The 24,385-nt window shown below is 61.6% G+C and carries 19 protein-coding genes; 7 read left to right on the top strand and 12 right to left on the bottom strand.

Annotated features, from left to right (window positions below; genetic code table 11):
- Positions 1–92: 92 nt before the first annotated feature.
- From JQR87_RS18345 to JQR87_RS18335, 3 genes are read left to right on the top strand one after another with little or no spacing between them, the layout of a single operon-like run.
- Complete coding sequence (locus JQR87_RS18345) at positions 93–863, top strand: substrate-binding periplasmic protein (RefSeq protein WP_407294446.1); 771 nt, start codon at positions 93–95, stop codon at positions 861–863.
- The gene (locus JQR87_RS18340; protein WP_407294448.1) at positions 864–2,207 is read left to right on the top strand and encodes a GGDEF domain-containing protein; all 1,344 of its coding nucleotides are present in this window, start codon (positions 864–866) and stop codon (positions 2,205–2,207) included.
- 16 nt (positions 2,208–2,223) lie between these two features.
- Entirely contained in the window at positions 2,224–2,949 is a 726-nt protein-coding gene (locus JQR87_RS18335; RefSeq protein ID WP_407294450.1) for a substrate-binding periplasmic protein, read from the top strand.
- Positions 2,950–2,987: 38 nt separating this feature from the next.
- On the opposite strand, the gene JQR87_RS18330 is transcribed toward JQR87_RS18335, so the two are convergent.
- From JQR87_RS18330 to JQR87_RS18320, 3 genes are all read right to left on the bottom strand, one after another.
- Positions 2,988–5,870, bottom strand: a complete 2,883-nt coding sequence (locus tag JQR87_RS18330) for an AsmA family protein (protein WP_407294452.1) — start codon at positions 5,868–5,870, stop codon at positions 2,988–2,990.
- 236 nt (positions 5,871–6,106) lie between these two features.
- Positions 6,107–7,726 carry an NAD(P)/FAD-dependent oxidoreductase gene (locus JQR87_RS18325; protein ID WP_407294453.1) on the bottom strand — a complete coding sequence of 540 codons (1,620 nt, stop codon included), beginning with the start codon at positions 7,724–7,726 and terminating at the stop codon, positions 6,107–6,109.
- Positions 7,727–7,892: 166 nt separating this feature from the next.
- Positions 7,893–8,624, bottom strand: a complete 732-nt coding sequence (locus JQR87_RS18320; protein ID WP_407294455.1) for a carbonic anhydrase — start codon at positions 8,622–8,624, stop codon at positions 7,893–7,895.
- A gap of 292 nt (positions 8,625–8,916) precedes the next feature.
- On the opposite strand from JQR87_RS18320, the gene JQR87_RS18315 reads away from it, so the two are divergent.
- Positions 8,917–9,375: a DUF1456 family protein gene (locus JQR87_RS18315; protein ID WP_407294456.1), complete on the top strand. Its 459-nt coding sequence runs from the start codon at positions 8,917–8,919 to the stop codon at positions 9,373–9,375.
- Between the two features lie 63 nt (positions 9,376–9,438).
- Here the strand turns inward: JQR87_RS18315 and JQR87_RS18310 are convergent, their stop codons facing one another.
- Positions 9,439–9,831 (bottom strand): DUF4168 domain-containing protein, encoded by a 393-nt coding sequence (locus JQR87_RS18310; protein ID WP_407294458.1) that lies wholly within the window; start codon positions 9,829–9,831, stop codon positions 9,439–9,441.
- 149 nt (positions 9,832–9,980) lie between these two features.
- On the opposite strand from JQR87_RS18310, the gene JQR87_RS18305 reads away from it, so the two are divergent.
- The gene (locus tag JQR87_RS18305; protein ID WP_407297630.1) at positions 9,981–11,468 is read left to right on the top strand and encodes an ATP-binding protein; all 1,488 of its coding nucleotides are present in this window, start codon (positions 9,981–9,983) and stop codon (positions 11,466–11,468) included.
- Positions 11,455–12,855, top strand: a complete 1,401-nt coding sequence (locus tag JQR87_RS18300; RefSeq protein WP_407294460.1) for a sigma-54-dependent transcriptional regulator — start codon at positions 11,455–11,457, stop codon at positions 12,853–12,855. Before JQR87_RS18305 ends, JQR87_RS18300 begins: the two co-directional genes overlap by 14 nt.
- A gap of 67 nt (positions 12,856–12,922) precedes the next feature.
- Here JQR87_RS18300 and JQR87_RS18295 read toward each other — a convergent pair whose 3' ends face one another.
- The 8 genes from JQR87_RS18295 to JQR87_RS18260 form a co-directional block, all read right to left on the bottom strand.
- Positions 12,923–15,277, bottom strand: coding sequence for a putative bifunctional diguanylate cyclase/phosphodiesterase (locus JQR87_RS18295; RefSeq protein ID WP_407294462.1), 2,355 nt, complete (start codon positions 15,275–15,277; stop codon positions 12,923–12,925).
- Positions 15,264–16,343 (bottom strand): ABC transporter substrate-binding protein, encoded by a 1,080-nt coding sequence (locus JQR87_RS18290; protein ID WP_407294463.1) that lies wholly within the window; start codon positions 16,341–16,343, stop codon positions 15,264–15,266. The genes JQR87_RS18295 and JQR87_RS18290 overlap by 14 nt, the downstream gene beginning before the upstream one ends.
- A 141-nt stretch (positions 16,344–16,484) precedes the next feature.
- Positions 16,485–17,060: an antibiotic biosynthesis monooxygenase gene (locus JQR87_RS18285; protein ID WP_407294465.1), complete on the bottom strand. Its 576-nt coding sequence runs from the start codon at positions 17,058–17,060 to the stop codon at positions 16,485–16,487.
- A 249-nt stretch (positions 17,061–17,309) separates the two neighbouring features.
- Complete coding sequence (locus JQR87_RS18280) at positions 17,310–18,410, bottom strand: PQQ-dependent sugar dehydrogenase (RefSeq protein ID WP_407294467.1); 1,101 nt, start codon at positions 18,408–18,410, stop codon at positions 17,310–17,312.
- A 32-nt stretch (positions 18,411–18,442) separates the two neighbouring features.
- Positions 18,443–18,886 (bottom strand): hypothetical protein, encoded by a 444-nt coding sequence (locus JQR87_RS18275; RefSeq protein WP_407294469.1) that lies wholly within the window; start codon positions 18,884–18,886, stop codon positions 18,443–18,445.
- A 66-nt stretch (positions 18,887–18,952) separates the two neighbouring features.
- Positions 18,953–19,957, bottom strand: a complete 1,005-nt coding sequence (locus JQR87_RS18270; RefSeq protein WP_407294471.1) for an ArsA family ATPase — start codon at positions 19,955–19,957, stop codon at positions 18,953–18,955.
- Complete coding sequence (locus JQR87_RS18265; protein ID WP_407294472.1) at positions 19,948–20,211, bottom strand: cory-CC-star protein; 264 nt, start codon at positions 20,209–20,211, stop codon at positions 19,948–19,950. The genes JQR87_RS18270 and JQR87_RS18265 overlap by 10 nt, the downstream gene beginning before the upstream one ends.
- Positions 20,208–21,890: a carbon starvation CstA family protein gene (locus JQR87_RS18260; RefSeq protein ID WP_407294474.1), complete on the bottom strand. Its 1,683-nt coding sequence runs from the start codon at positions 21,888–21,890 to the stop codon at positions 20,208–20,210. Before JQR87_RS18260 ends, JQR87_RS18265 begins: the two co-directional genes overlap by 4 nt.
- 411 nt (positions 21,891–22,301) lie before the next feature.
- On the opposite strand from JQR87_RS18260, the gene JQR87_RS18255 reads away from it, so the two are divergent.
- A complete protein-coding gene (locus tag JQR87_RS18255; protein ID WP_407294476.1) occupies positions 22,302–24,359 on the top strand; it encodes a methyl-accepting chemotaxis protein in 2,058 nt (685 codons plus the stop codon).
- Positions 24,360–24,385: the final 26 nt, after the last annotated feature.

Below are 24,385 nucleotides of genomic sequence, written 5' to 3'. Positions count from 1 at the left end.
CGACTAAAGGTGCTCTACTGCTGTTTGAATCGCGCCATCATGATGGCCAGTTCCTGTTGCACGCCGGACGCTAGTGTCCGAGAGGTCACCTGATGCTTCGAACCTCGCTTCCCCGTCTCACATTAGCCCTAACGCTGGTCGCAGTGCTGTTTGGCATTCCAGCCGCATCTGGCGCTCACAGTGTTACGGTCGTCACCGAGGAGCTGCCACCCTACAACATGACGGTCGATGGCAAGGTCACCGGGATGAGCACTGAGGTGGTGCAGGCGGTTCTGGACGAGGTAGGCGAGGTCGCGCGTATCCAGTCAATGCCATGGGCACGCGCTTACGACATTGCGCTGAACTCCGAAAATGTACTTATCTACTCCATTGCCCGCACTCCCCAGCGCGAGGAGCTGTTCAAATGGGTTGGCGTTATCGCGCCGACGCGCTGGTTCCTGTTCTCCCTGCCTGGCACCGAGTTCAAGCTCAAGAGCCTCGACGATGCTCGTAACTACCAGATTGCAACCGTCAAACAAGACGTTGGTGAGCAATATCTGATCGATAAGGGATTTGCCATCGGCCGTAATCTCCAGTCGAGCAACAAATACGAGCATAACTACGAAAAGCTCAAGGCTGGGCGGGTGGATCTATGGATTTCCAACGAGCTCAATGCTCACTATCTGGTCCGTCAGGCCAGCGGCAATCCTGACGATACGGCAATCCCTCAATTGAGCCTGGATGACCTCGATGGCGCGAACGGCCTGTGCATGGCCTTCAGTCGCAACACGCCGGATGAGGTGGTCGAGCGGTTCCGTCAAGCGCTCGCCCGCGTCCGTGCCGATGGCCGCTATGACGCCATCGCCGCTCGATGGCTTGAATGAATGAGCGACAATGCACCCAACCCCGCTCCTCCTGCGAATGCACCTCGGCAGACCTCCTCGCTCGGGCGTCGCCTGGTGCTGGTTACGCTCGGCTTTTGCCTGTTGTTCACTGTGGGTACCGTGGGGCTGCGGACCTGGCTAGCCTGGCAGGACAGCCTGACCGCCATGAATGCCGAATTGGTGCTGATCGACCAGGTGTTCCAGAGCAACCTGGCCAAAGCCATCTGGGAAATGGACAGTGATGCCCTGAGAACTCAGCTGGACAGCGTCGCCGAGGCTGCCCCGGTTGGCCGCGTCGAGCTGCAGGTCATCCGGGCAGGGCGTGCACCGGAAATCATTCAGCGGCAACGGGCCCAGCAGCAGGGTGCGCACCGCGCGCCGGTGCTGCAGCGTGTGCTTACCTACGAAGCCTATGCCGGCGCCCAAGAGACGGTCGGCGAGCTGAGGCTGGAAGGTAACGAAGGGCTACTCTGGGAGCGGCTTATAGATGAAGTTGCCGAAATAATCATCACCCAGGTCATCCAGTCGCTTCTTCTGGCGGGGTTGATCATGTGGATGTTCAACCGCACCGTGACGCTGCATGTACAACGGATCGCTCGACACCTTACTCGTCTCACCCCAGAAAATCTGAATCAGACTTTGCGCCTCGATCGATCAGTCAGACGCCACGATGAGCTGAGTCTGCTGGAATCGGGGATCAACAGTGTGCAGTCCAAGCTGTCGGCGTATCTGGAAAGGCAGTATCAGGACGAGCTAATGCTTGCCGCTCACCGGGACCGCCTCGCCGAATTGGTCGAAGAGCGAACTGCCGAGTTGCGGACCGCTAACGTGTTGTTGGAGCAACTGTCGCGTAGCGATCCGCTGACCGGATTGGCCAACCGCCGGCATTTCGACGAGATAAAGGAAGTCGAATTCCGCCGTGCGCTACGGCTCGGTCAACCACTGACCGTGCTGATGTGCGACGTGGATTTTTTCAAGCGCTACAACGACCAGTATGGCCACGCACAGGGCGACCAATGCTTGCAATCGGTCGCCGATACACTCAAGCACGTGTTTGCCCGTGCCGGTGAGGTGGTGGCGCGGCTTGGTGGTGAGGAATTCGTCGTGCTGTTGCCCGGCGTGGATGAAGAGTCCGCGTATCGTTCGGCTGTACGACTGCAGCAACGGCTTGCCGAGCGGGAGATGCCGCACGAAGCCTCCGCCGTTTCGCGTCACGTCACGCTGAGCATTGGCCTGGCTGGCGTCGATCCGGACAACATGGGCCAATTTGAACAACTTCTGCACCGTGCGGACGAGGCTCTTTACCGAGCCAAGACGCAGGGCCGCAACCGTATCTCCGACTGATTGCGAGGACCGCACGATGCGCCTTATTGCCTGGATCGCTGTTTCCCTGGGGTTACTTGGCGCGTTGGCACATGCCGGGCCGGTGCGGGTGGTGACTGAGGAGACGGCCTATAGCTATCTTCAGGATGGCAAGGTCAGCGGCCCGGCCACTAAAGTGGTCGAAGCGACCTTGCAGCGCGCTGGGCTGGCTGGCTACCAAATCAGCCTATACCCCTGGGCACGGGCCTACGACATGGCGCTACAGGAGCCAGACGTGCTGATCTACCTCATCGCGCGCTCTTCGGAGCGCGAGGCGCTGTTTCGCTGGGTGGGCGAGGTCATGCGCATCGACTATCACTTCTACAAGTTGCGCGAGCGGGACGATATCAAGGTGCCCGACCTGGAGGCGGCGAAAGCGTATCGGGTCGGGGTACTACGCGAGGATGTCCGCCAGCAGTACCTGCAGGCCAATGGCTTCAACAAGATCGTGGTGACTGCGCATAATCACGACAACTTCAAGCGGCTGCTCAACGGTCAGGTTGACATTGTGCCAATGCCTGAACGGGACATATTGGCGCTTTGCAGGGAGGCCGGCCTGGATCCGAACGAGGTCGAACGTGTTTTCACGCCCGATAGTCCGACGCGGCTGTACATGGCGTTCAGCCGGAAGACCGACGACGCCACCGTGCTCCGCGCGCAGTCAGCGTTTGAACATCTGCAGGCGGAAGGAACGGTGGATCGCCTGATGGGCGGGCAGCCCTGACCTCAGACACCAGACCCAAGCCATCGGCCCGGTCACGCTCAATTGCCATTCTTTTGTTCGAACTCGTTGAGCGCCCTGCGACAGCCGATACCGGACCCCTCTCCAAGTCCGGCTTCCAGCCAGGGGAGGATGGCCAGGGGTGGGGCGACCAAGGCGCCGACGGCACTGGCAATGGCACGAGCGGCCAGTTCGCCGGTCACTACGCTGACCTGAGGGTTGCTGAGCGTGCCCTTCAACTCGATTGGCGAGTTGCCGGACAGGAAACTGATGTCTTTGGCATGAGCCTCGAAGGCCAGATCCAGACGCTCGCTGTCGAGCTTGATGGTACCGCCTCCTGTGATGTTGCTATCGGTAGTACTGATGAGGAACTGCTCCAGTTTCGCGGTGCCGTCAGTCGAATCGAAACGCAGGTAGGTGCAGTTCATCGGGACCTGATCGACGTTCGAGAGCGCTGCAACCGCAGCCTCCCCCGCATCCAGGCCGAGCAGCTCTACGGCCAGTACATCCAGCTGGCCGCCCGACATGGCCAGCTCCAGTTTGCCGTCCAGCGCGGCCGCCATTTCTCCCAGGGACTCACCTTCGAATACCAGGTCCAGCTGCCCGCCGATGGTTCCTGCGGAGTCCTTTGCAACCTTGGACAGGTCGGCTTCGCGCAGAACCGGAGAAAGGTTGATGCTGGTGATATCCAGATGCAGCTCACCGGTCGGTTGCTCGGGGCGAACGTCGAGCCGCAGGCGGCCGCTCGCCGTCCCTTTGCCGATGCTGAGCGTCAGAGGCTCAGTTACCAATACACCTTCGTCCAGCTCGGCTTTGAAGTCGACAGCGTTCAAAGGAATCTCATTGGCCAATACCGTGTCCGCCTCGTAGCGAATGATGGCGTCGCGGTCGCGCAGGGCATCGAGCCCAAGCGGTTCGCTGGAAAATACCTGATCGTCGTTGGGGTCTGTCGGAGTGTCAGGCGCCTTCAAGTCATTGAGGTCAAGCGTGTCTGAATGCAGGTTGGCCCAGAGCATCGGGCGACCAGCGAGGCTTAGGCGAACGTCACCGCTGAGATCGCTTTGGCCCCATTTGGCTCGGAGATCCTGCAGGCGCAGCTGTGGGTCGTCCCAGAGCAGTTGGCCGCTCAGCTGATAGCCCGCAAGTGAGGGCAGGCTCAAGCCAGTGAATGGGTTGAGGTTGGCCGGGTTCGGGCCTTCAAGCGATACCGCGAGTTCAGCTGCGCTGAGCTGCAACGGGTCGGTGACCGTGCCCTTTACGGTCAGGTGGCTTTGGCGCGACTGCACGGTGCCCTCGACGGGGTATGGTTGATCGTCGAAAAGCGCTTCCAGCGCGCCGACATCCAGCTCGAAATGCAGCGGGACCTCGTTGCGCCAGGCATCGCCCGTCAATTGCAGGCCGGAGTCAGTGGTGCTGGCGTCGACCTCGACCCGCAGGTCGCGTGCCGGGCTTTCATAGCGCAGGTGCGTGTCGCTAAGGCGGGCAGAATTCTGTGCCAGCTTCGTGTGCAGCTCGCCGTCCAGCGTGCCCAGTTTCGAATAGCCCACTGGCTCAAGCGCGCGACCTAGGTCGATCTCTTCGATCATCAGGTCGACTGTTCCGCTGAGCGAGTCTTTGATCAGATCAAGGGAGCCGTTGGCGCTGATGGCGCCCTCGCCTTGCGCTACGTGTAGCCGCTCGATTTCCAAACGTTGCTGGGCCAGGCTGCCCTTGAGCACGATGTCGCTCAGTGCGGAGCTGCCGTACAGAAGCTGCCCCAGCTTGAGGTCCACCTCGCCGCGATAATGACGTAACGGTTGCAGCAAAGCTTGCGCGCGCTGTTGCAGCGACCGCTCTTGCGATTGGCCGCCGTCCTGCTCAGATTCGAGAAGGCGCATTACGCCCCAACGATTGAGGTCGAGCTTGTTGCCTTGCATTTGCAGAGTCAGCTCGGGTGTATCGCCACGCTCCAGGACCAGCGAACCGGTCAGATGACTTTCGCCTGTCTTCAGGTCCATGTCCTGTAGCGCCCAACGCTGTCCGTCACGCTTCAACTGAGTGTTGAAATCGAATGCTGGCACGTCGATCGCCGGGTTATCGAAGCTCATCAGTTCGGCCGTATCCGGGGCGCTTACCTCTAGGGTTCCCTGCAGTGCATCGAGCTGTGGTAGTTGCTTGGCTTCACCATTGAAGTGCGCCTGAATCTCGCCCAGCTGCCCATCGAATCTCACGGCATAGGGCGCACCGCTGGCCAACGCCTGCGACGGTGGCTCGCCTGTCAGACTCAATGTCAGTGGCTTGCCCTGAATGTTGCCGGTGCCTTCGATAGACAGTTGACGTTGACCCGGAGCGTTATCGGTCGTCGCAATGTCGAGTGTCACGCGGGCGTTCAGTCCGGCGTCGCGATAGGTCAGCTGACCGTTATGGATACGGATCGTATCCGGCTGAATTGGCAGCGCATCGCCACTTGCGCTGCTTTCGTTCGAATCTGAGCTGGAGCTGGAGCTGGAGCTGGAGCTGGACTTGGACTTGCCGTCGTCCGGCTTGCCGCTGCTTCCGGTCAAGGCGGCCCAGTTGGAGCGGCCGTCTTCCTGTCTGGCAAGGTGAATCTGGGGCTGGTCGAGTTCGAGCAATTGCAGGTTCAAGTTGCCCGTCAGTAGTGCACCGACATCGAGTTTCGCCTGCATGGCGTCAAGCTTGAGCATATAAGGATGCTTGGCCCACTCGGGGTTGTCGATCTGGACATCGTCAATGTTGATCCCCAGCGGAAAGCCCCAGTCGATGTCGAGGTTGCCGATTTCGACGGCGCGCCCGTCGAGGCGCTGACTCAGCTGGGCTTCGATCTTTTCGCGGGCCCACTGGGTCTGTACCAAGACTGCTGCCAGTACTACCAGCAGCACCAAGGCCGCCAGTACGATCCCAATGATTTTCGCTGCCTTCGCCACCTTGCCTCCCGATCCGGTCCGCTCGCGCATGAATGAGGATGAGCTGCGTCAGGTGCAGCCGTGTAAAGGTGTCGACCCCACACTGACCGAAAAAGATCACTGTCAATTTCCAGCGCAGTTTCGTGGCGTGCAGCCGCGAATGCCGCAGACACGCGGAGCGAAGGGGGTTCGATGAGTGTGGGTGTTCCGAGAGAAACACGGACGAACGGCATCGCCATTGTCCGTGTTGAAGAAGGTCAGCCCTGAAGATCGGCCAAGATTGCCGTTGCCACCGCTTCGGCAACCTTGATGCCGTCGACACCAGCCGAGAGGATGCCGCCAGCGTATCCAGCACCTTCACCGGCGGGATACAGACCGCGGGTATTGATGCTCTGTAGCGACTCGTTGTCGCGCTTGATCCGCACCGGTGAAGACGTGCGTGTCTCGATACCGGTAAGAATCGCATCGGCGCGGTCGAAGCCGCGAATCTGTTTGCCGAACGCGGGCAAGGCTTCGCGGATGGCCTGTATCACGTAATCCGGCAACGAAGGCGCCAGGTCGCCCAAACGCACACCGGGCTTGTAGGACGGCTCGACTTCGCCGAATTCGCTGGACGCACGACCACGGATGAAATCGCCCACCAGCTGGCCCGGCGCGCAATAATCGCTACCGCCCAGCTCGAAGGCGCGCGATTCCAGCTGTTCCTGCAGCTCCACGCCGGCCAGAGGTCCGCCGGGGAAGTCCTCATCGGGATTGATACCAACGACGATGCCGGCGTTGGCGTTGCGCTCGTTACGTGAATACTGACTCATGCCATTGGTGACCACGCGGTTCGGCTCGGACGTAGCCGCCACCACGGTGCCGCCCGGACACATGCAGAAGCTGTAGACCGCCCGCCCGTTTTTGGCGTGGTACACCAGCTTGTAATCGGCCGCGCCCAGTTCCGGATGCCCGGCGTACTTGCCCAGGCGTGCCTGGTCAATCAGCGATTGCGGGTGCTCGATGCGAAAGCCCACGGCAAAGGGCTTGGCCTCGATGTATACGCCCCGCTCGTGGAGCTTGCGAAAGGTGTCGCGCGAACTGTGACCCAGTGCGAGCACCACGTAGCGGCTGCGCAACTCTTCTCCGTCGGCCATAAGCACGCCCTGGATGCGGCCATCTTCAATGATGAAATCGACCACGCGGCTATCGAACCGCACGTCGCCGCCAAGTGCCTTGATTTCCTCACGCATGGTGGAGACCACGCCGGTCAGGCGGAAGGTGCCGATGTGCGGCTTGCTGACAAACATGATCTCTTCCGGCGCGCCGGCGCGGACAAATTCATGCATCACCTTGCGGCCGTAGAACTTCGGGTCTTTGATCTGGCTATAGAGCTTGCCGTCAGAGAACAGCCCCGCGCCGCCTTCGCCGAACTGCACGTTGGATTCGGGGTTCAGCACCTTCTTGCGCCACAGCGCCCAGGTGTCCTTGGTGCGGCTGCGCACATCGCGACCACGCTCCAGTACGATCGGCCGGAATCCCATCTGCGCCAGGGTTAGCGCGGCAAACAGCCCGCACGGGCCGAAGCCGATCACCAGCGGGCGCTCCTCTAGCCCGTCGGGCGCCTGGCCTACCGGGTAGTAGCCGGTGTCCGGTGAGACACGAATGTTGCGGTCGTCCGACAGACGCGCCAGCACCTTTGCTTCGTCCGCCACGCTGGCGTCGACGATGTAGACGAAGGTGATCTCGCTGTTCTTCTTGCGCGCGTCATAGCTGCGCTTGAATACATTGAAACCGACCAGTTCGGTATCGCTGATCCCAAGGCGCGTAACGATCGCGTGGCGAAGGGCCTCGGCGGGATGGTCGAGCGGCAATTGCAGTTCGTTGATGCGGATCATGACAGGTCCTGGCCGGTGACCCCGGCAGAGGGAGAGTGGAGGCGCAGTGAACCGGGGCGGCTCGCGCGGCGCGCAGTGTAGCCGGGGCAAGCCAGGCTGTCATGAGTGCGGACGGAGTGGAACGAGTCGGCCTTCGCGGATGCGACGGCCGGTCGGCTCGGTAGGGTTACTGCAGTATCACCCGAGCGTTCACGGGTTGCAGTGGGCGATTATTGGCATGCCCCACGGCATCGGTCAGGGCTTGGATCTGCTCGCTTGATGCCACGACAGGTTGCTTGAGCACCAGCCAGCGAACCCCTTCCGAGCAGGGCGGCGTGGTCAGCGAGCCATTGAAACGGTAATAATCCAGATCAGCCGGCAGCATGTCGCGAATGTTCACCTGCTGCGCTACGGGCTGATTCGTACCCTTTGCCGGCGGGGTGTTCCACAGGTTACGCAGCACGGCGTTCTGCTCGCCTTCTTTGAACATGACGGCCACTACAGCCAGTTTGCCGTTTTCGTCTGCATGCACCAGATGGCCCTCTAGCGGATACGACTGGCCGTTGATGTGGTTTTCGCTAGGCATGTGGAAGTGAAACTGGATCAGCTGAAACGTCTTGCCATCCAGCGTGAGCGTGCTACCGGGTTCATAGGCGACCTGCACGGTATGACCGTTGTTCACGACCTCACTCGCACCGGCCTTGTAGTCGATTGCCAGAGGTTTGAGCTCCGCTTCCACAAAACCTTCCAGATTGACCGGCGACTGGTTTTGACCGCCGCATGCACTGAATTCGGGAGTAAGCGTCGCCCAGTTTTCCGGGCCGGCCTCGCCCGAATAGTCCCAGTGCATGCTGGGGGTGACTGCGACAGCGCTACTGCAGAAGAGCAACGTTGCCAGCGAAGGGGCGATTATTTTCATGTGGTTTTTCCTCGGCTTAAGTATCGAACGTAGCCATTGCACGGCCCGGTGAGAACCGCTGGCCGGTGCGTGTAGCTTTCCGCACCCATTGCGGTCTAAGCGCGTGATGGTGCAGCTGAGGGCAGGAGTCTTGTTTTTGCCGCTCAGATTGTTTGTCGCCTAAAGCCTGGCCATGTTCGCCTCATCCGACAGGGGGCGATCGCTGTCTAACGGGTGAGCATTCCGCTTCCCTTTCTGGTGAGCGGACTTCACCATGCGCGCCTTGTTTACGGTTTTGAAGTCGGAGCGACCCATGATCAATAACGATGTGATGCGCAGCGTGCGCTACATCCTCAACGTCAACGACGCCAAGATCGCGGAGATCACGCGGCTTACGGGTTGCGATATTCCCGACAGCGAAGCGGTGGCCTATCTGAAACGGGAAGATGAGGACGGCTTCAAACCTTGTCCGGACCGGATCATGGCGCATTTTCTCGACGGGCTGGTGATTTACAAGCGCGGCAAGGACGAGAGTCGCCCAACGCCGCCCATTGAGCTTCCGGTGAGCAACAACACGGTGCTGAAGAAGCTGCGTGTCGCCTTCGAACTGAAGGAGGACGACATGCATGCGATTCTCCGGTCGGTCGACTTCCCCGTTTCCAAGCCGGAGCTGAACGCGCTGTTTCGCAAGGCCGGACACAGCAACTACCGGGTCTGTGGCGACCAGCTGCTGCGAAATTTTCTCAAAGGTCTGGCTCAGCGAGGCAGCTGACCGATCGCTGCGCACAAAATAGCCCCGCGATGTCTGCGGGGCTATTTGTCGGCGCGAGCAGGCTTAGCTCTGAATCATCGAAATGACCTTGTCGCGCAGCTGAGGGTTGTTCTGTACCGCCTGGTTGATGGCGTTGTACTCCTCAATGCTCAGGTCGTTGTCTTCTACCGTCTTCATCATCTGCTGGTTAGCCTGCTGCTGCAGTTGCTGGGCTTCGGCCGGGTCACCGATTTCCTCCAGTTTGGCTGTAAAGTCCTGGCGGATCTCCATGATCTCGCCCAGCGAGTCCGCGAATTTTTCAAGCTTCTTGTCGCTGATATCCGACGCCTGCATCACCGGTGCGACTTGCTGCGGCTGTGGCTGGCTGGCTTGCTGAGCGGAAACTTGCGAAACACCAGCAGCCATGAAAATAGAGAGCAGGCTGGCGGAAACGAAGCGAGCATTGGGCTTGGTCATGGGGCGATATCCTTTGTTTGAAGACGGCCAGACCAGTGCATCAGCCATGCCAATCTTCAGTCGAGCGGCTATGTAACTGATTTTAATGCTAATTGACCATCCGTCCTGTTCGTCTCGACGGGCCGAAACGCGCTGTGTATCGTGCCAAAATGGCACATGTAGCAGTTTGGCGAATAACTTCAAACTTGCGCGGCGCGCTTTTATTGAAGGTTGTAATCCCTCTGGTCGCGATCATGCTCGGCTTCAGCTATCTGTTGCTGTGGACGGTCGAGCGCAACAGCGAGCGGCGCTTGCAGGAAGAGGTCGAGCTGGTGGCTCGGGCGGTGCGGCTGCCACTCAGTGACAGTCTGGAGAAGAAGCACGAACGCACCTCGCAGCAAGTGCTCGAGTCGGTACTCGGCGTGGGCCGGGTCTATGGGGCCTACCTCTATGATGACAAGGGCGAGCTGGTGGCCTTCGCTGGGGCGATCGAGCCGGACCTGGACCAAACTTCTGTTCAAGCGTTGGCAGCTGATGGCAAGCACCGTGGTGGTTATCAACGGATCCGTGGCCGCGAGGTGTATTCCTATTTCCTGCCGTTGGAGCAGAACGGCGGACGCATCAACGGGTTGCTGCAGGTAACCCGTCGCTGGAACGACTTCGAGCGCGACACTCGCAGGCTGCGGTTCATCGCGGGCATCTCGGCGGCGGTGCTGGCGCTGGCAGCGGTCTGCATCGTTCTGCTCGGACACTGGTCGGCGATTGGCAAGCATTTGCAGCAGCTGACCCAGAGTATGGCCCGAGTCGCTGCTGGCGATCGCGAGCATCGTGCGCCACGCAGCGGCCCGCAGGAGATTGCCGTGCTGGGTCGGGCATTGAATCAGATGCTCGACAGCATTGCCGATGCCGAGCAGCGCATGGCAGAACAGAAGGCGCGCGAGGCGGAGCTTGAGGCACGCTTGCGGCGATCACAGCAGCTTGCGGCGGTGGGTCGGTTGGCAGCGGGCGTCGCCCACGAACTGGGCAGCCCTCTTAGCGTGATCGACGGCAAGGCTCAACGCGTGCTGCGCAGCGAGGCGTTGGAGGATAGGCAGCGCAAGGGCTTGTTGCAGATTCGCAGCCAGGTGCGGCGCTTGAGCGAGATAGTCCGCCAGTTGCTGGACTTCGGCCGCGCCGCCGGACGGCCGGCACGTCGCATGAGTGCCGACGTGCTGGCCCATTCCGCCGCCGCCGCAGTGGCCGATGAGCTGGCTGCGCTTGATGTCACTCTTGAACTGCAGGCCAGGTCTGCTCCCCTGTACTGTGAGGTCGACCCGCCGCGCTTCGAGCAGGCGCTGACCAACCTGTTGCGCAACGCCGCTCAGGCCAGTCCCGGTGGACGAGTGCTGATGCGTTGGTGGCGCGAGGATGAGTGCCTCGTCTTCCAGGTTGAGGATGATGGCCCCGGCGTCGCCGAACAGCACCGTACCACTCTGTTTGAACCGTTTTTTACCACCAAGCCGGTTGGCAAAGGCAGCGGCCTTGGACTTGCTGTCGCTCACAGTGTGGTCGCCGAATGCGGCGGACGGATCGAGCTGGTCGAGAGCTCGCTGGGGGGCGCAGCGTTTCGTATCTCCCTGGCCCTGGCCGACGAGGAGAACAGCAATGCAAACGGCTGATGGCCCAATCCAGCGGGTGCTGGTGGTAGAGGATGACGACGGTCTGCGCCAGCTGCTGGTCGAGGAACTGGAGGACCGAGCCCTCCAGGTTCGATCCGTTGCGAGTGCAGAGGAGGCCGTGCCGCTGCTGGACGGCTGGGAGCCGGATCTGGTGCTGAGCGATCTGCGCCTGCCGGGCGCCGATGGGATGGCCTTGTTGCGGCGGGCCAAGGCCATGCAGGCGTCGCCGGCATTTCTGGTGATCACGGCGTTCGGAAGCATCCAGCAGGCGGTGGCGGCGCTGAAGGAAGGTGCCGACGAGTTCCTGACCAAGCCGTTGGATCTCGACCATCTCGGCCTTGCTGTGTCGCGCGCCTTGGAAACCCGGCGCTTGCGCGACGAAGTGCGGCGTTTCCAGCAATTACTCAGTGATGACCGTTTCCACGGCATGCTGGGACGCAGCCGGGTGATGCGTGACTTGTTCGGTCAGATCCGCCAGCTGGCCCGTGCGTCAGGCCCGGTGCTGGTCATCGGTGAAAGTGGCACCGGCAAGGAGTTGGTTGCGCGCGCGGTGCATGCCGAAAGCGAGCGGGCAGGGCGGCCGTTTCTTGCAATCAACTGCGCGGGGCTGCCGGCCGAACTGCTGGAAAGCGAATTCTTCGGTCACACGGCTGGTGCTTTTACCGGTGCCAGCCGCGCCCACAAAGGGCTGTTTCAGCAGGCTGATGGCGGCACTTTGTTTCTCGACGAGATCGGCGAAATGTCGCTTGCGCTGCAGGCCAAGCTTTTACGTGTGTTGCAGGAGGGCACCATCCGGCCGGTGGGTGGCGAGCGCGAGCTGAGTGTCGACGTGCGCATCATTGCGGCGAGCAATCGCCCTCTTGAAACCGCTGCTGGCCGCGAGTCCTTTCGTGAGGATCTGTTCTTTCGCCTGGAGACCTTCATCCTGCAGGTGCCGCCGTTGCGTGATCGCGAAGAGGATCGCGAGCTGCTCGCCGCCGGCTTCGTCGCGCACTACGCCGCACGGGACGGCCGCCCGGTGCGTGGCCTGTCGCAGCCAGCGCTAGAGCGGATCAGACGGTATCCCTTTCCAGGAAACGTGCGGGAGCTGCAGAACGCTATGGAGCGCGCGGTGACCTTCTGCCATGGCCGCAGTGTCGAGCCGGAGCACTTACCGGCACGCATTGCCGGTTTTCAGGACAGTCCGGCCGAACCCCAGGCGGATGAATTGCTCGGCCTCATGATTGACGGCCCTTTGCTGCCTACCCTCGAAGAGTTGGAGATGCGCTATATCCAGTATGTGCTGGAGCGCGTCGAGGGCAACAAGCGGCGCGCCGCAGCGTTACTCGGTATCGGCCGGCGCACGCTGTATCGCCGTTTGGGCGAAAAGGAACAGGATGAGAGCTGAGGCTCGCCGCAAACATTCAGAATGCCTGAGGTGCAGGCAATCCAGCTGAAACTGAGTTCGGCCTGTGCTAGTGGCTCACCAGTGGCTCAAGGCGCGGGTCGCCTTGAGCGCGCTCGCGGATCGCTACCCACTCAGCCAGTGCGCTGATCGAGCGCGGCGGTGAGATCAGGTAGCCCTGGAACAGATCGCAGCCGGCCTGCAACAGTGCCGCCTGCTTTTCCATGGTGTCGACGCCTTCGGCATTGACCCGTTTGCCCTGTGCGCGACAGAAGGCAACGATGGCCGCCAGGCTTTCCTGCATGTCAGGACGGGTCAGGCGTCTGATGATGGCCATGTCCAGCTTGATCGTGTCAGCCGGGTATTCGAGCAGCTGTTGAATGGAGGTGTAGCCAACGCCGAAATCGTCGATTGCTACGCGAAAGCCCGCGGCTCGGATCTCCCGCACCACGCCCATGGTGGAGCTGCTCAGCTCGGCGGCGTAGGTTTCGGTCAGCTCGATTTCGATCTGTCCGGGCGCGACGCCATGAAACGCGGCGCGCTCGATCAGGTAGCGGCAGATGTGATTATCAGTCAGCTGCGCCGACGAAATGTTGATCGCGAGGATGACGCCTTCGCCGAACAAACCGACCAGGTCCGGGTAACCCGCCAGTGCGCGATCAATTACCCAGCTGTCGATCTTTGGAAACAGTCCGGCGCGCTCGGCTATGGGAATGAACTCCCCAGGCGATACCGTGCCCAGCGTCGGAGAATGCCAGCGCAGCAGCGCCTCACAGCTGACCACAGTGCCGTTACGGTCCACGGCCGGCATGTAGACCAGGCGCCATTGCTCATCGCCACCCAGCGTACGCAATTGTTCCTCGATTGTTCTGATTCGCTCATTCTGTTGTTCAAGTTCAACCGAGTACGCCACTGCGGTGTTCTTGCCTTCGGCCTTAGCCTGGTACATCGCGGTGTCGGCGCGGGTCAGCAATTGGGTGACCGAGCTGGCGTCGGCCGGGTAACGCGCGGTACCGATACTGACGCTGACGGGATAGGTGCGCTCGGCCAGGCGAAAGCCCCCGCGGCAAAGCGCGACCAGCGCATCGGTCAGCGCCGACAGCGAGTCGTCCACGGCGCGTGCTGTCAGTAGAATCGCGAATTCATCGCCAGACAAACGGGCAAAAGCTGTCTCTGTGTCGGAATATTCCGCTTGGTGCTGGTCAAGGACGCCCTGCACACGTTGCGCGAACATGCGCAGCAGTGCGTCGCCGGCATCATGGCCGTGTTGATCATTGACCCGTTTGAAATTGTCGAGATCCAAGAACAGCAGGGCCAACTGTCGGCGTTGCTGCGAGCACTTGGCGTACATAGCAGTGGCCAGCACGCCGAAATGCGCGCGGTTGCTGATCTGGGTCAGGCTGTCTGTCCAGGAGATCTCCTGGATGCGTTGCAAGGCGGCAGTGTTGCGCTCGTGCAAGGTCTTCATGTTGGCCGTCAGGCTGCCGATCTCACCACCGACACGCGGGTCGTCGAGCGCTTCGCGTTTGCGTAACAGCAGCTCGGTGAGTTGACTGTCCAGTTGGCTGATCGGGTCGGTGACATAACGCCGAATCAATAGCAGCAGCAGGCCGATCGAAATCAAACAGAGCCCGCCGCCTCCGATGATGAAAGCCAGGCTGAGCATCCGCAGCCGGTCGGCGATGTAATCGGATGAGGGCGTCAGCCGTGCAGACAGCGAGCGCGACAGCGCAATGTCAGCTGAAAGGCCCAACGCTGCGGGTTGCAGCTTCGGCGCGATCTCGACTACAGCGTCGTATTCCTGTTCCAGCCGTTGCTTGAGCTTGATGAAGCGTTCCGGACGCACCGCCAGTTGTAGGGCGAAGGCCTCCCCTCGCTGGCTAGGCAGTGGCCGGCTATTGGACGCCGGCAGGATGAAGTCGGTATCGAGCAGCAGCGCGCCGCCTTCGGCATCCTCGACGTAGGTCATCTCGCCGGTGTCTGGGGCTTGCTTGGCCTTGCGAACGATTTGTTGCTGGGTGGCATTCATGGTCGCAAATGGCGACAGGCTGCTTTCGAAGTAGTAAGCCACTTCGCCATCGGGTTGCACGATAGCAAACGAAACGAACGACATCCGAGTGGTCGAGAGTGAGCGGATGCTCTGCTGGATGCGCAGGCCTAACGTTTCATTGCGGTATGCCGTGTCGGATTCGCGTAGAAACAGCAACAGCGCTTCGCTGTCAGTAATCGCGTAGAGCATGCTGCGGTTGAACGCCTCGTAGTCCAGATAGGCCGACTTCAAGGCGAGCAGTTGTTGTGCCAGTCGCGCCTGTTCAAGGCCCAGCAGCGAGGCGCGTTGGGTCAGATAGGCAGTCATGGCGGCTAGCAGCTGGATGATCAGAATGACAGGAAAGATCACCAGCAGTGCGCGTTTACCGAGCGTCATGGGCATTGATGAGCGCACTGATGATGCGCCGCCGCGTCTGTGTCGCCTCCAGTGGTCGCGGCTCGTAGATCTGGCTCGTTCGCACGACCTGCTCGGGCGGGTAGATGCTCGGGTCTTGGCGAGTCTCCTCAGGCAGCAACGCCTTGGCCGCGGCGTTGGTGGTCGCGACACCGAGTTCGGCCGCATTCAGTGCGGCGATTTCAGGGTCGTTGAGAAAGTTCAGGAAGCGGTAGGCCAGCGCTTTGTTCGGGCCTTGTTTGACAGGCACCGACAGGCAGTCGACCCACAACAGCGTGCCCTCCTTGGGTACCACGTAGCGCCAGGGCTCGCCTTCGATGCCTTCGACTTCGTTCAGCACCTGCTGGTCGCCGCTATAAGCCAGAGCCATATCGGCTTTGTCGAGGTGCCGCTGGCTGCGCAGCGAGGTGATCACATATTCATAGGTGAGCACGGCGTTCGACTGCCTCACCAGCAGGTCGAATGCGGCCTTCAATTCGTCGTTGTTGGAGGTGTTGATCGACCGTTGTTGATAAAGCAACGGGCCTGCGAGGATGTCTTCGTGATCTTCCATCATGATGATGTGCGGCTCGTCGCGTGCGGCCGGCTCCAACAGGTCAGCCCAGGACGTGGGCGCGACCGATAGGCGATCGGTGCGGTAGGCGATACCAAGCGTGCCCCACATGTAGGGAATGCTGTACGGCCCGCAGCTGTCGCGCCAGCGCTGCGGTACATGCTTGAGGTTGGGCAGCAGCGCTTCGTCGATCGGCTCCAGAAGGCCTCGGTCGCCAAAACGGTTGGCGCTGATGCGCTCGGTCAGGGAGAGGTCGATCTGATGGTCCGGCTTGGCTAAAACCTCGTCGCGCTTGTCGCCGCTATCGAAGTAAACCTGCTGAATGTCGACACCGGTTTCGGCCCGCCAACGCTCGATGACGGTTTCGCTGATGTACTCCTCCCAGTTCAACAAGCTCAGCGTTTCCGCAGCATGCGTCGCTGCCGAGGGGTACATCAGGCAGATCATGGTTAGCAGTGTGCTGCGACCCAGACAAGGTTTTTTCTTATTGTTCATCATGTGTCCATTCGCGGCTGAAGTGTCCGAGGCGCGCCAAAGGTGACTATAAGGTCAGCGTAACGGCGCGCGGTGGTGGCACTTTAATGGCGTCAGGCGAATGGCGGCAACAAATTTGTAATGGTAGCGTTGCCGTTCCGATCAGCGGGCCGTAACCGGCTGTTTGGACGCGCGTGCTCGGCCGCGTGGCGAGGCCTGCAACCAGGGCGCAAGCAGCCGCGTGGACAAGGGTATGAACAGGTAGGTCATCAATGGCGTCAGTGCTAGAGTGCTGAGCAATATCCGCATGACCAGGCTTAGCTCGCCAAGCAAGCCACCAAACATCACGTTGAATAGCAGCGAGACTGGGAAGAACGCCAGCCAGATCGCCACGCTCTGTTTCCAACGTGGCGGCGGCGGGCTGTCAGTGCCGCCGAACCAGGCATCAATGCCGCGTGCGCGATGCTCGTGGGGCTGACCGAAAAGCTCGCTGCCGCGCTGCAGCCAGGCCCGACGGGAAGCCGAATGCTCCCATGAATCGAGGGTCTGCTCATCGGCAAAGCGGAAGACGATTTGAAACTCGTCATCGCCAGGCGGAGGCGCCAGTACGCCGGAGCCGAGATAGCCGGGAAAGTCGGCGGCCAGTAGTTCACCTTCATGCAGCCAGGCGAGAAGATCATGGTAGCGGCCATCGCGCACGCGGCGGGCCACCATCAGAGTGACGGGTTCGGTAGACATTGTGTATCTCCAGCATCAGACCGGCCACCCGGGTAGGGCATTCGGCAAACGCAGCGCCGGGGTATTGGGCTGCGAACTAAGTCAGGCAAGGATCATGCCTTGGTCGTCGGACAGCGCCCCGCCTGGTTAGGTCGGTAGATGCGACAGACGACGGCGCACTATACGGAGATTTTGTGCGCTTGGAAGGGGCGCCGTACGACGCCCTGCACGGAAGTCGAGCAGAAGGTTCAGGCCGACGGTTTGCTGGACTCAGTCCTGATCTGAATCTGATGCCGGCGTCACTTTCAGGAGGCGGCCTTCAGGGCCATCTGTGAGTAGATAAATGGCGCCGTCTGGCCCAGCCTGGACATCCCGTATCCGCTCGTCTAGTTCGGCAAACAACGTTTCCTGTTCGGCGACCTTGCCGTCGATCAAGCGGACCCGGCGGACTTCCTTGGCGGCCAGCGCTGCGTTGAACAGGTCGCCCTGCCAGTCTGGAAACAGGTCGCCGTCGTATATCGCCAATGCGCTTGGCGCGATGGAGGGTGTCCAGTGCAGTAAGGGTGCGACAGTATCCGGCTGGCTCTGAAAAGGGCTGACCTGCGCTCCGGTGTAATCGAGGCCGAATGTCGCCAAGGGCCAACCGTAGTTGGCCCCGGCCTCGATCAGGTTAATTTCGTCACCCCCCTTCGGGCCGTGCTCGTTGATCAGCAGCCGGCCGTTTTTTCGGTCATAGGCGATGCCCTGGACGTTGCGGTGGCCGTAGCTGTAGATCTCGTTTGCCATGCCAGTGCGGCCATGAAAGGGATTATCCTCGGGCGCTTTGCCATTGCGCGTCAGGCGGACCAGCGTTCCTAGATGGTTATCCAAGTTCTGAGCCTCTTCGCGGTAATCGAAGCCGTCGCCCAAAGTCAGAACCAGCGTCTTGTCGGAAAGAAACGCGATGCGCCCGCCGTAATGCGAACCGCCCGCCTTGGCGGGGCGTGCGTCGAACAGTGTTTCCACCTGTTCCAGACGGTCCTCCACGAGCCGCCCTCGTATCAGCCGCGTATTGTTTGCGCTGTCGGTGCCGTAGGCCAGGGTCAGGTATACCCATGGAGTGGTCCTGAAGTCGGGGTCCAAGGCCACGTGCATAAGGCCAGCTTGGGCGTTCTGATAACCCATGGGTACGCCTTCTATGGGCTCCTCGCGAAGCTCGCCATCAGCCTCGATCATTCGCAGCCGGCCCACGCGCTCGGTTACCAGCATCCGCCCGTCGGGTAGAAACGCCAGCGCCCACGGATACTGCAAGTTTTCGGTCAGGATTTCGATCCGGTATTCGCCGCGTGCGGCTGTGTGATTTACCAGGGCGAAAGCTAGTGCCGCTGCCATGAGCGGTTTCTGGAGCCTTAGCATGAGCGCTCTCAATGGCGTGGCCTCCGAAGCGTGGCGAACAGAAGACCGCCGAACGCGCCGCTGAGCATCATGGCAGCGGTGCCTTCGGCGCTGCGCGTGGCGGCGATCAGCGTTGGCATCGGCGCGACCGCGTCGGCGATCTGAAATGCCGCCAGCAAGCCAAGGCCCCCGGCCAAAAAGTACAGAGGCAGCCGCCAGGCGGGCAGAAGTCGGGACGCGAGCGAGGCAAGGGGCATAGCGAACAGAAGCGTGACGGCCATGATTGCTGCGTACGCCGGGGTGAAGCCCAGCAGGTCATGAGCAGTAGCGTTCAGCCGCACCGGCAGACTGATCGGTACGCCCAGGCCCTGAATCGCAGCTAAGTTGATCTGGGTTTGAATGATCGAGCCGAGAACCGTGGCAAAGGCCGTGGCCAGTAGGAAAATCAGGACGGCGCGCAGGTAGGCGGTCATGCTCAGCTTCCGGAATTTGTACCGAGGATTATCTACAGGCCTCGTCGCTTAGCGTCATAAAGACTGTTACGGGGTTTTTTCCCGATCAGCTAGGCGCCTCCCAAACGCATCGAGCGCGGCTTCACCGATCACCTCTTCGGCCAGCAGTGGCAATTGCTGCAGTGGCAGGTCCGCTAACGCCTCGTGCAGTGCGTTCAGGTGTCGCTGCTCCACCGCATGGCGTTCGGCGAGAAAGGCCCCGGCGTCGGCGGGTGACCGCTTGTTCACGATCAGCCCAGCCACATTGATACCGCTGCGTTGAAGTTGGGCATGTAATTCGATGGTCTCCAGTACCGGCAGGCGTTCGGCGGCCAGGACGATGACGAAGGCGCAGCGCTGTTGATCCTGGATCACGTCGCGCAGCTGACTGAAACGTTCACGGCGGCGGTAGAGCAGCTGGCGCACGCGCTGCTGGCGATCCTCGCCGTCTGCCTGTTCCTGGCCGAGTACGCTTTCGCCAAGACCGCTGTCGTCCTTGCCGAAGTTGCGCAGCACATCGCCGAAGCGCTTGCTACGTTCCTGGCGTTGCAGCAAGCCTTCGGTCCAGGCTGTCATCATTTCCGGTAATGCCATCAGGCGCGAGGTATGGCCGGACGGCGCGGTGTCGAAGACGAGCAGATCGTAATCAGCAAGCCCATTGACGACGGTATCGGCGATGCGTTCGAGCAACGCTGCTTCGTGCATCCCGGGCGCGTCGCGCGATAGCGCCATGTGCTTGTCGACCTCGCCGGCCAGGTGCGGTGGCATCAGCCGTCGCAGGGCTGCGCCGACCTCGTCGAGGTGTTGGCGAACGGTCTCGTCGGGGTCGAGCTCCAGGCCGTCGAGCCCGGCCGCCAGGCGCACGGTGTCCGAGCCAATGGCACGATTCCAGAGATGCCCGAGGTTATGGGCCGGGTCGGTGGAGATAAGCAGCACGCGGCGCCCGGCGCGCGCCTGTTGTAACGCGACGGCAGCCGCGACAGTGGTTTTGCCGACGCCGCCCTTGCCGCCTATGAACAACACCCGTCTCTTTGCAGCCAGCGTCAGCAACATCCAATGTGGTCCAGTGGGGAATGCTCCATGCCCATGCGCAAGTGCCAGTCATGGAAGCGCTCGTAGAGTTCCGGCATCAGCTCCAGGGTGTACCAGGCGGCGGGGTTGGGCACGCCCAGCGCCTCGGAGAACACCAGCAGCATGAACAGGTCGTCCTCGTCGCGTCGTGCGCGGGCGAAGGTACGTCGATACGGTGCGACGTAGAACTCCTTCAGCCCGTGCGACAAGCGCTCCAGAAACGGTTGCTGTGTCATGGGAGCGGCTCGTCGGTGGTCATCTCCGCGGCAGGGTCGCGGCCTTTGCGCATGGCGATCACCGCTTCGAGCGTTACCCATAGCGCAGCGATCAGGATCACCACATCCATGCCCAGCAGTAGCCAGTTCTCTGCGCGGTAAAATTGGCCCATCTGCACCAGCAGCGCGTAGATGGACATCGCCAGCAGGAACACCAACGGGACCAATGTAAACATCGCCGGGCGACCCTGCTTGATCAGCAGCACAGTGATGATCGACAGCGTCAGCCCCGCCAGTAGCTGGTTGGTGGTCCCAAACAATGGCCAGATCGCCATGCCACCGCTGCCCTCGGAGCCGGCCCCGAAGGCCAGCGCCATGCACACACCGACGGCGATGAAGGTACCGACCACAGTGTTGACCTTCATGCCTGCCAGCTCGCCGGCCTCCTGGATCACGAATCGTTGCAGGCGCAGCCCGGTGTCCATGGTGGTGCCGGCAAAGAGGATCGCCATCACTGCGAGAATGGTGGCGCCGAGATCCGCCGGCAGGCCCAGGCCGTTGGCCAGCAGGGTGCCGCCGCCCTGGACGAAGGCATTCACGCCGCCCTGACCGAACGCCGTGTACACCTGTTGCCAGTCGAGCAGCGTGGCGAAGCCAGCGGTGCAGCAGATGATGGCGGCTAGCGAGAGCATGCCTTCACCCACCGCGCCGAAATAGCCGACGAAGCGGGCGTCGGTTTCCTTGTCCAGCTGCTTGGAGGTGGTGCCCGAGGCGACCAGTCCGTGGAAGCCGGAGATCGCCCCGCAGGCAATGGTCACGAACAACAGCGGCACGATGCTCGGGCTGTCGGCTGGCAATTCGGCGTTGTAAGCCGGTGCCACCAGCTCCGGCGCGCCGAACAACACGGCGAGATAGAGCAGACCGAGACCGACGAACAATTGCAGGCCGTTGATGTAGTCACGCGGTTGCAAGAGCACCCACACCGGCAGCAGCGAGGCGATGGCGGCATAGGCGAACAGCAGCAGAATCCAGAATGACTTGGCGCTCAGGCCCAGCACCGTGTCCGGCAGTGTGACCGGGAATTGGCTGCCAAGCAGAATGAGTAGGTAGAGCACGATGACCCCGCCCAACGAGGGCCAGAGCAGTTTGACGTTGTAGCGGTAGATCAGCTGGCCGATCACCAGCGCGACGACGATCGCACCCCACACAGGAATTACCGAAGTAGGCGTCGAGACCAGCAGGTTGGAGATCACTGCAGCAAAGGCGCCGTTGACCATCAGCAGCACCAGGAAGATCACCACCAGGAAAAGACTGCGCCCACGCGAGCCGATCAGCCGGCCACTGAGCATGCCGACCGACTGGCCCCTGTTGCGCGCACTGGCCCAAAGCGCGCCAAAATCGTGGATGCCGGCAAAGAAGATCGTGCCCAGCACTACCCAGAGAAACGCCGGAACCCAGCCCCAAATCACCGCAATGGCGGGACCGACAATGGGTGCCGCGCCGGCCACGGACGTGAAGTGGTGTCCCCAGAGCACGAATTTGTTGGTCGGCACGTAATCGACGCCATCGCGCATGGTGTGGGCCGGCGTGCGGTAGTTCGGGTCGAGGCGGTAAATCTTCTCGGCGATGAACTTCGAGTAGAACAGATACCCCAGCGACATAGCCGCCAGCCCCACAATCATTAACGCAATCGCACTCATCGAAGGCTCCTCGCACGCGTGCCCGATCCAGACACCACGCAGGCTTGGGCTACCGCCCACTGATCCATGCCACCGGCGTGGGTGGCGGTCCGCTATTGTCGGCGCGGTGCCGACGTTGGTGATTCGAGCGGTAGTAGCGCGAAAGGTTTCGCAGCGCTCGAGAACGGGGCGTTGCGCCTGTCTTTGGTGCACGAGCGCCGGTGCCGTTGAAGTGCGTCCAGCACTCTGTCAGGCAGAACCGTAGAAGCCGACTAAACTTGCCGTGACGGCATGGTGGCGTAGTGCCTTTATCGTCGAGCTGCTTTTGTTGTTCTCCCAGTCGCCCGGGTGGTGGCTCGCCATTTGCTTCGCATCACGCAACACACCGGAACGCCGGTTCGTAGAACGTCAGGACGATCAAGGAGATCGGCAATGAATGCCTTGTTGTTGCCAGGAATGCGCACCCTCGAGCGCTTCAGTTTTGCCCGCAAGTTTCAGCTGCTGGCGCTGATGTTCGTGTTGCCAGTGGGGTACGCGATCTGGACCATCGGCCAGGGTTACACCGACAAACTGCAGCTGGTTGCCAACGAACGCTCCGGCGTGCGTCAGCTCGCAGCGCTGGACCAGGTCGAGAGGTTGCTGGTCTCGCAACGCAACCTGACGGCTCGCTGGAAGGCCAGCGAAACCAACCGCGAGATCAGTAACGAAACCCAGGCCCTGATAGACGCCATGAGCCTCAGCGAAATGGAGCTCGACAAGCGTCTATCAGCGCTACAGGCGCGCTTGAGTGACGAGGGCAGTAGTGCCGAAGTGCTTGCAGCCGTGGGCAAGCTGCAGGCGAAGCGCGACGGTTTGCGCACCGCGGCATTGGCCGGCACGGCCTGGTGGCCTGACGCCTACAACCTCTTTACCGATGCGCTGCAACAGGTCGTGACCGTGCGCGAGCAGATCGCCACCGACAGCGGCCTGATCCTCGACCCCTGGCTTGAAACCTACCTGATGATGCAGATGGTTACTCAGGGCACCCCGAGCCTGCTGCAGCAGCTCGGGGTGCTGGCCAGCGTCGGTCAGGGCGTGGTCGCTTCCGGCCATTTCAGCATGCAGAGCCGCCTGCAATTGCGCGATATCCGCAGCGACAGCGGCGCCTTGCGTATTCAGTTGGGCAAATACGGCGATCATCTGCAAGGCAATCTCCCCGCTTCGCTGACTGCCTGGGAACAGGGCTACCGCGGCAGCCTGCAGGCTGTCGATGCGTGGATGGCGCAACTCGACACTGACCTGTTCGACGGCAGCGTCAAGCTGGATGCCAGTGCCTTCGAGCAGGGCATGGACGCTGCGCTGCAGCAGACCCACCAGCTGCAGACGGCCACCTTGGCCGCGCTCGATCAACGCCTGGCTGAGTATCGCGAGCAATCGCTGCGTGCCTTGACGCTCACCGCCATCGCGTTCGGCCTGCTGGTGCTGCTGGCCTTGTACACGCTGATCTGCCTGCAGGCTTCGATTCGTGCCAGCACGGCGCGTATCACTGCGATGGCACAGGCGCTGCGCGACGGCGACCTGCGCTGCGAAACCCCTACCCATGGCCAGGACGAGCTCGCGCGGATCGGTACTGCATTGAACGAGGCGGTCGCACAGTTGCGCGACTCGCTACAGGGCGTCAACCAACAGAGCGCAGGTCTGGGCGGCACCGTGCAGATCCTGGCCGGGCAGGCGCAGCGATCGTTGCGCTCGGTGGAGGAGCAGCAATCGCAAGTCAGCCAGATTGCTACTGCTGCGACTGAAATGGCGGCTACTGCGCAAGCCGTCGCCGAGAGCTGCGAACAAGCCTCGCAGGACGCCGAGCAGACACGCCAGATCGCCGAGCAAAGCAACAAGCGCAGCGTGCAGACCACTGCCAGCATGCGCCAGCTGACCCTGCGGATGGGCGAGACGTCCGCCGCGCTGGGGCAGCTGCGCGAGCAGGCGCAGCAGATCGACCGCGTCGTCGACGTCATAAAGGGCATCGCCGAGCAGACGAACCTGCTGGCGCTGAATGCGGCCATCGAAGCTGCACGGGCCGGTGAGCAGGGGCGCGGTTTCGCGGTAGTGGCTGATGAAGTGCGCAGCTTGTCACAGCGCACCCAGGAATCGACCCGCGAGATCAGTGCAACGGTAGAGGCCTTACAGCGGGTGGTCCTGCAATCGGTGGAGTTGATGGATGCTGCGTGCTGCCAGGCCGACAGCGATGCTGGTGCGGTGACCGAACTGGGTGATCACCTCGGCGAAATTGCCGGTGCGGTGCAGCGCGTCAGTGACATGATTGTGCAGATCGCCACCGCCGTGGAGCAGCAAGCCGCTACCGCCGAAGACGTCAGCGGCAACATCCAGCGTGTCGATCAGGCCGCGCTGAGTCTGCTGGAAGGTGCCCAAGCCGTCCACGGTGTGGCTGATCGGCTCGGTGAAGGCACGCGCAGCCTGGCGCAGAATACCGCGCGTTTCCGACTTGGCTGAGTCGGCTCGCTCAGCGAAACGCGAAC

The sequence above is a fragment of the Stutzerimonas stutzeri genome, assembly GCF_051028275.1.
Lineage (GTDB): Bacteria > Pseudomonadota > Gammaproteobacteria > Pseudomonadales > Pseudomonadaceae > Stutzerimonas > Stutzerimonas stutzeri_AS.
Note: the sequence above shows the minus strand (reverse complement) of the source record. Positions and strands in the feature narration are given on the sequence as shown.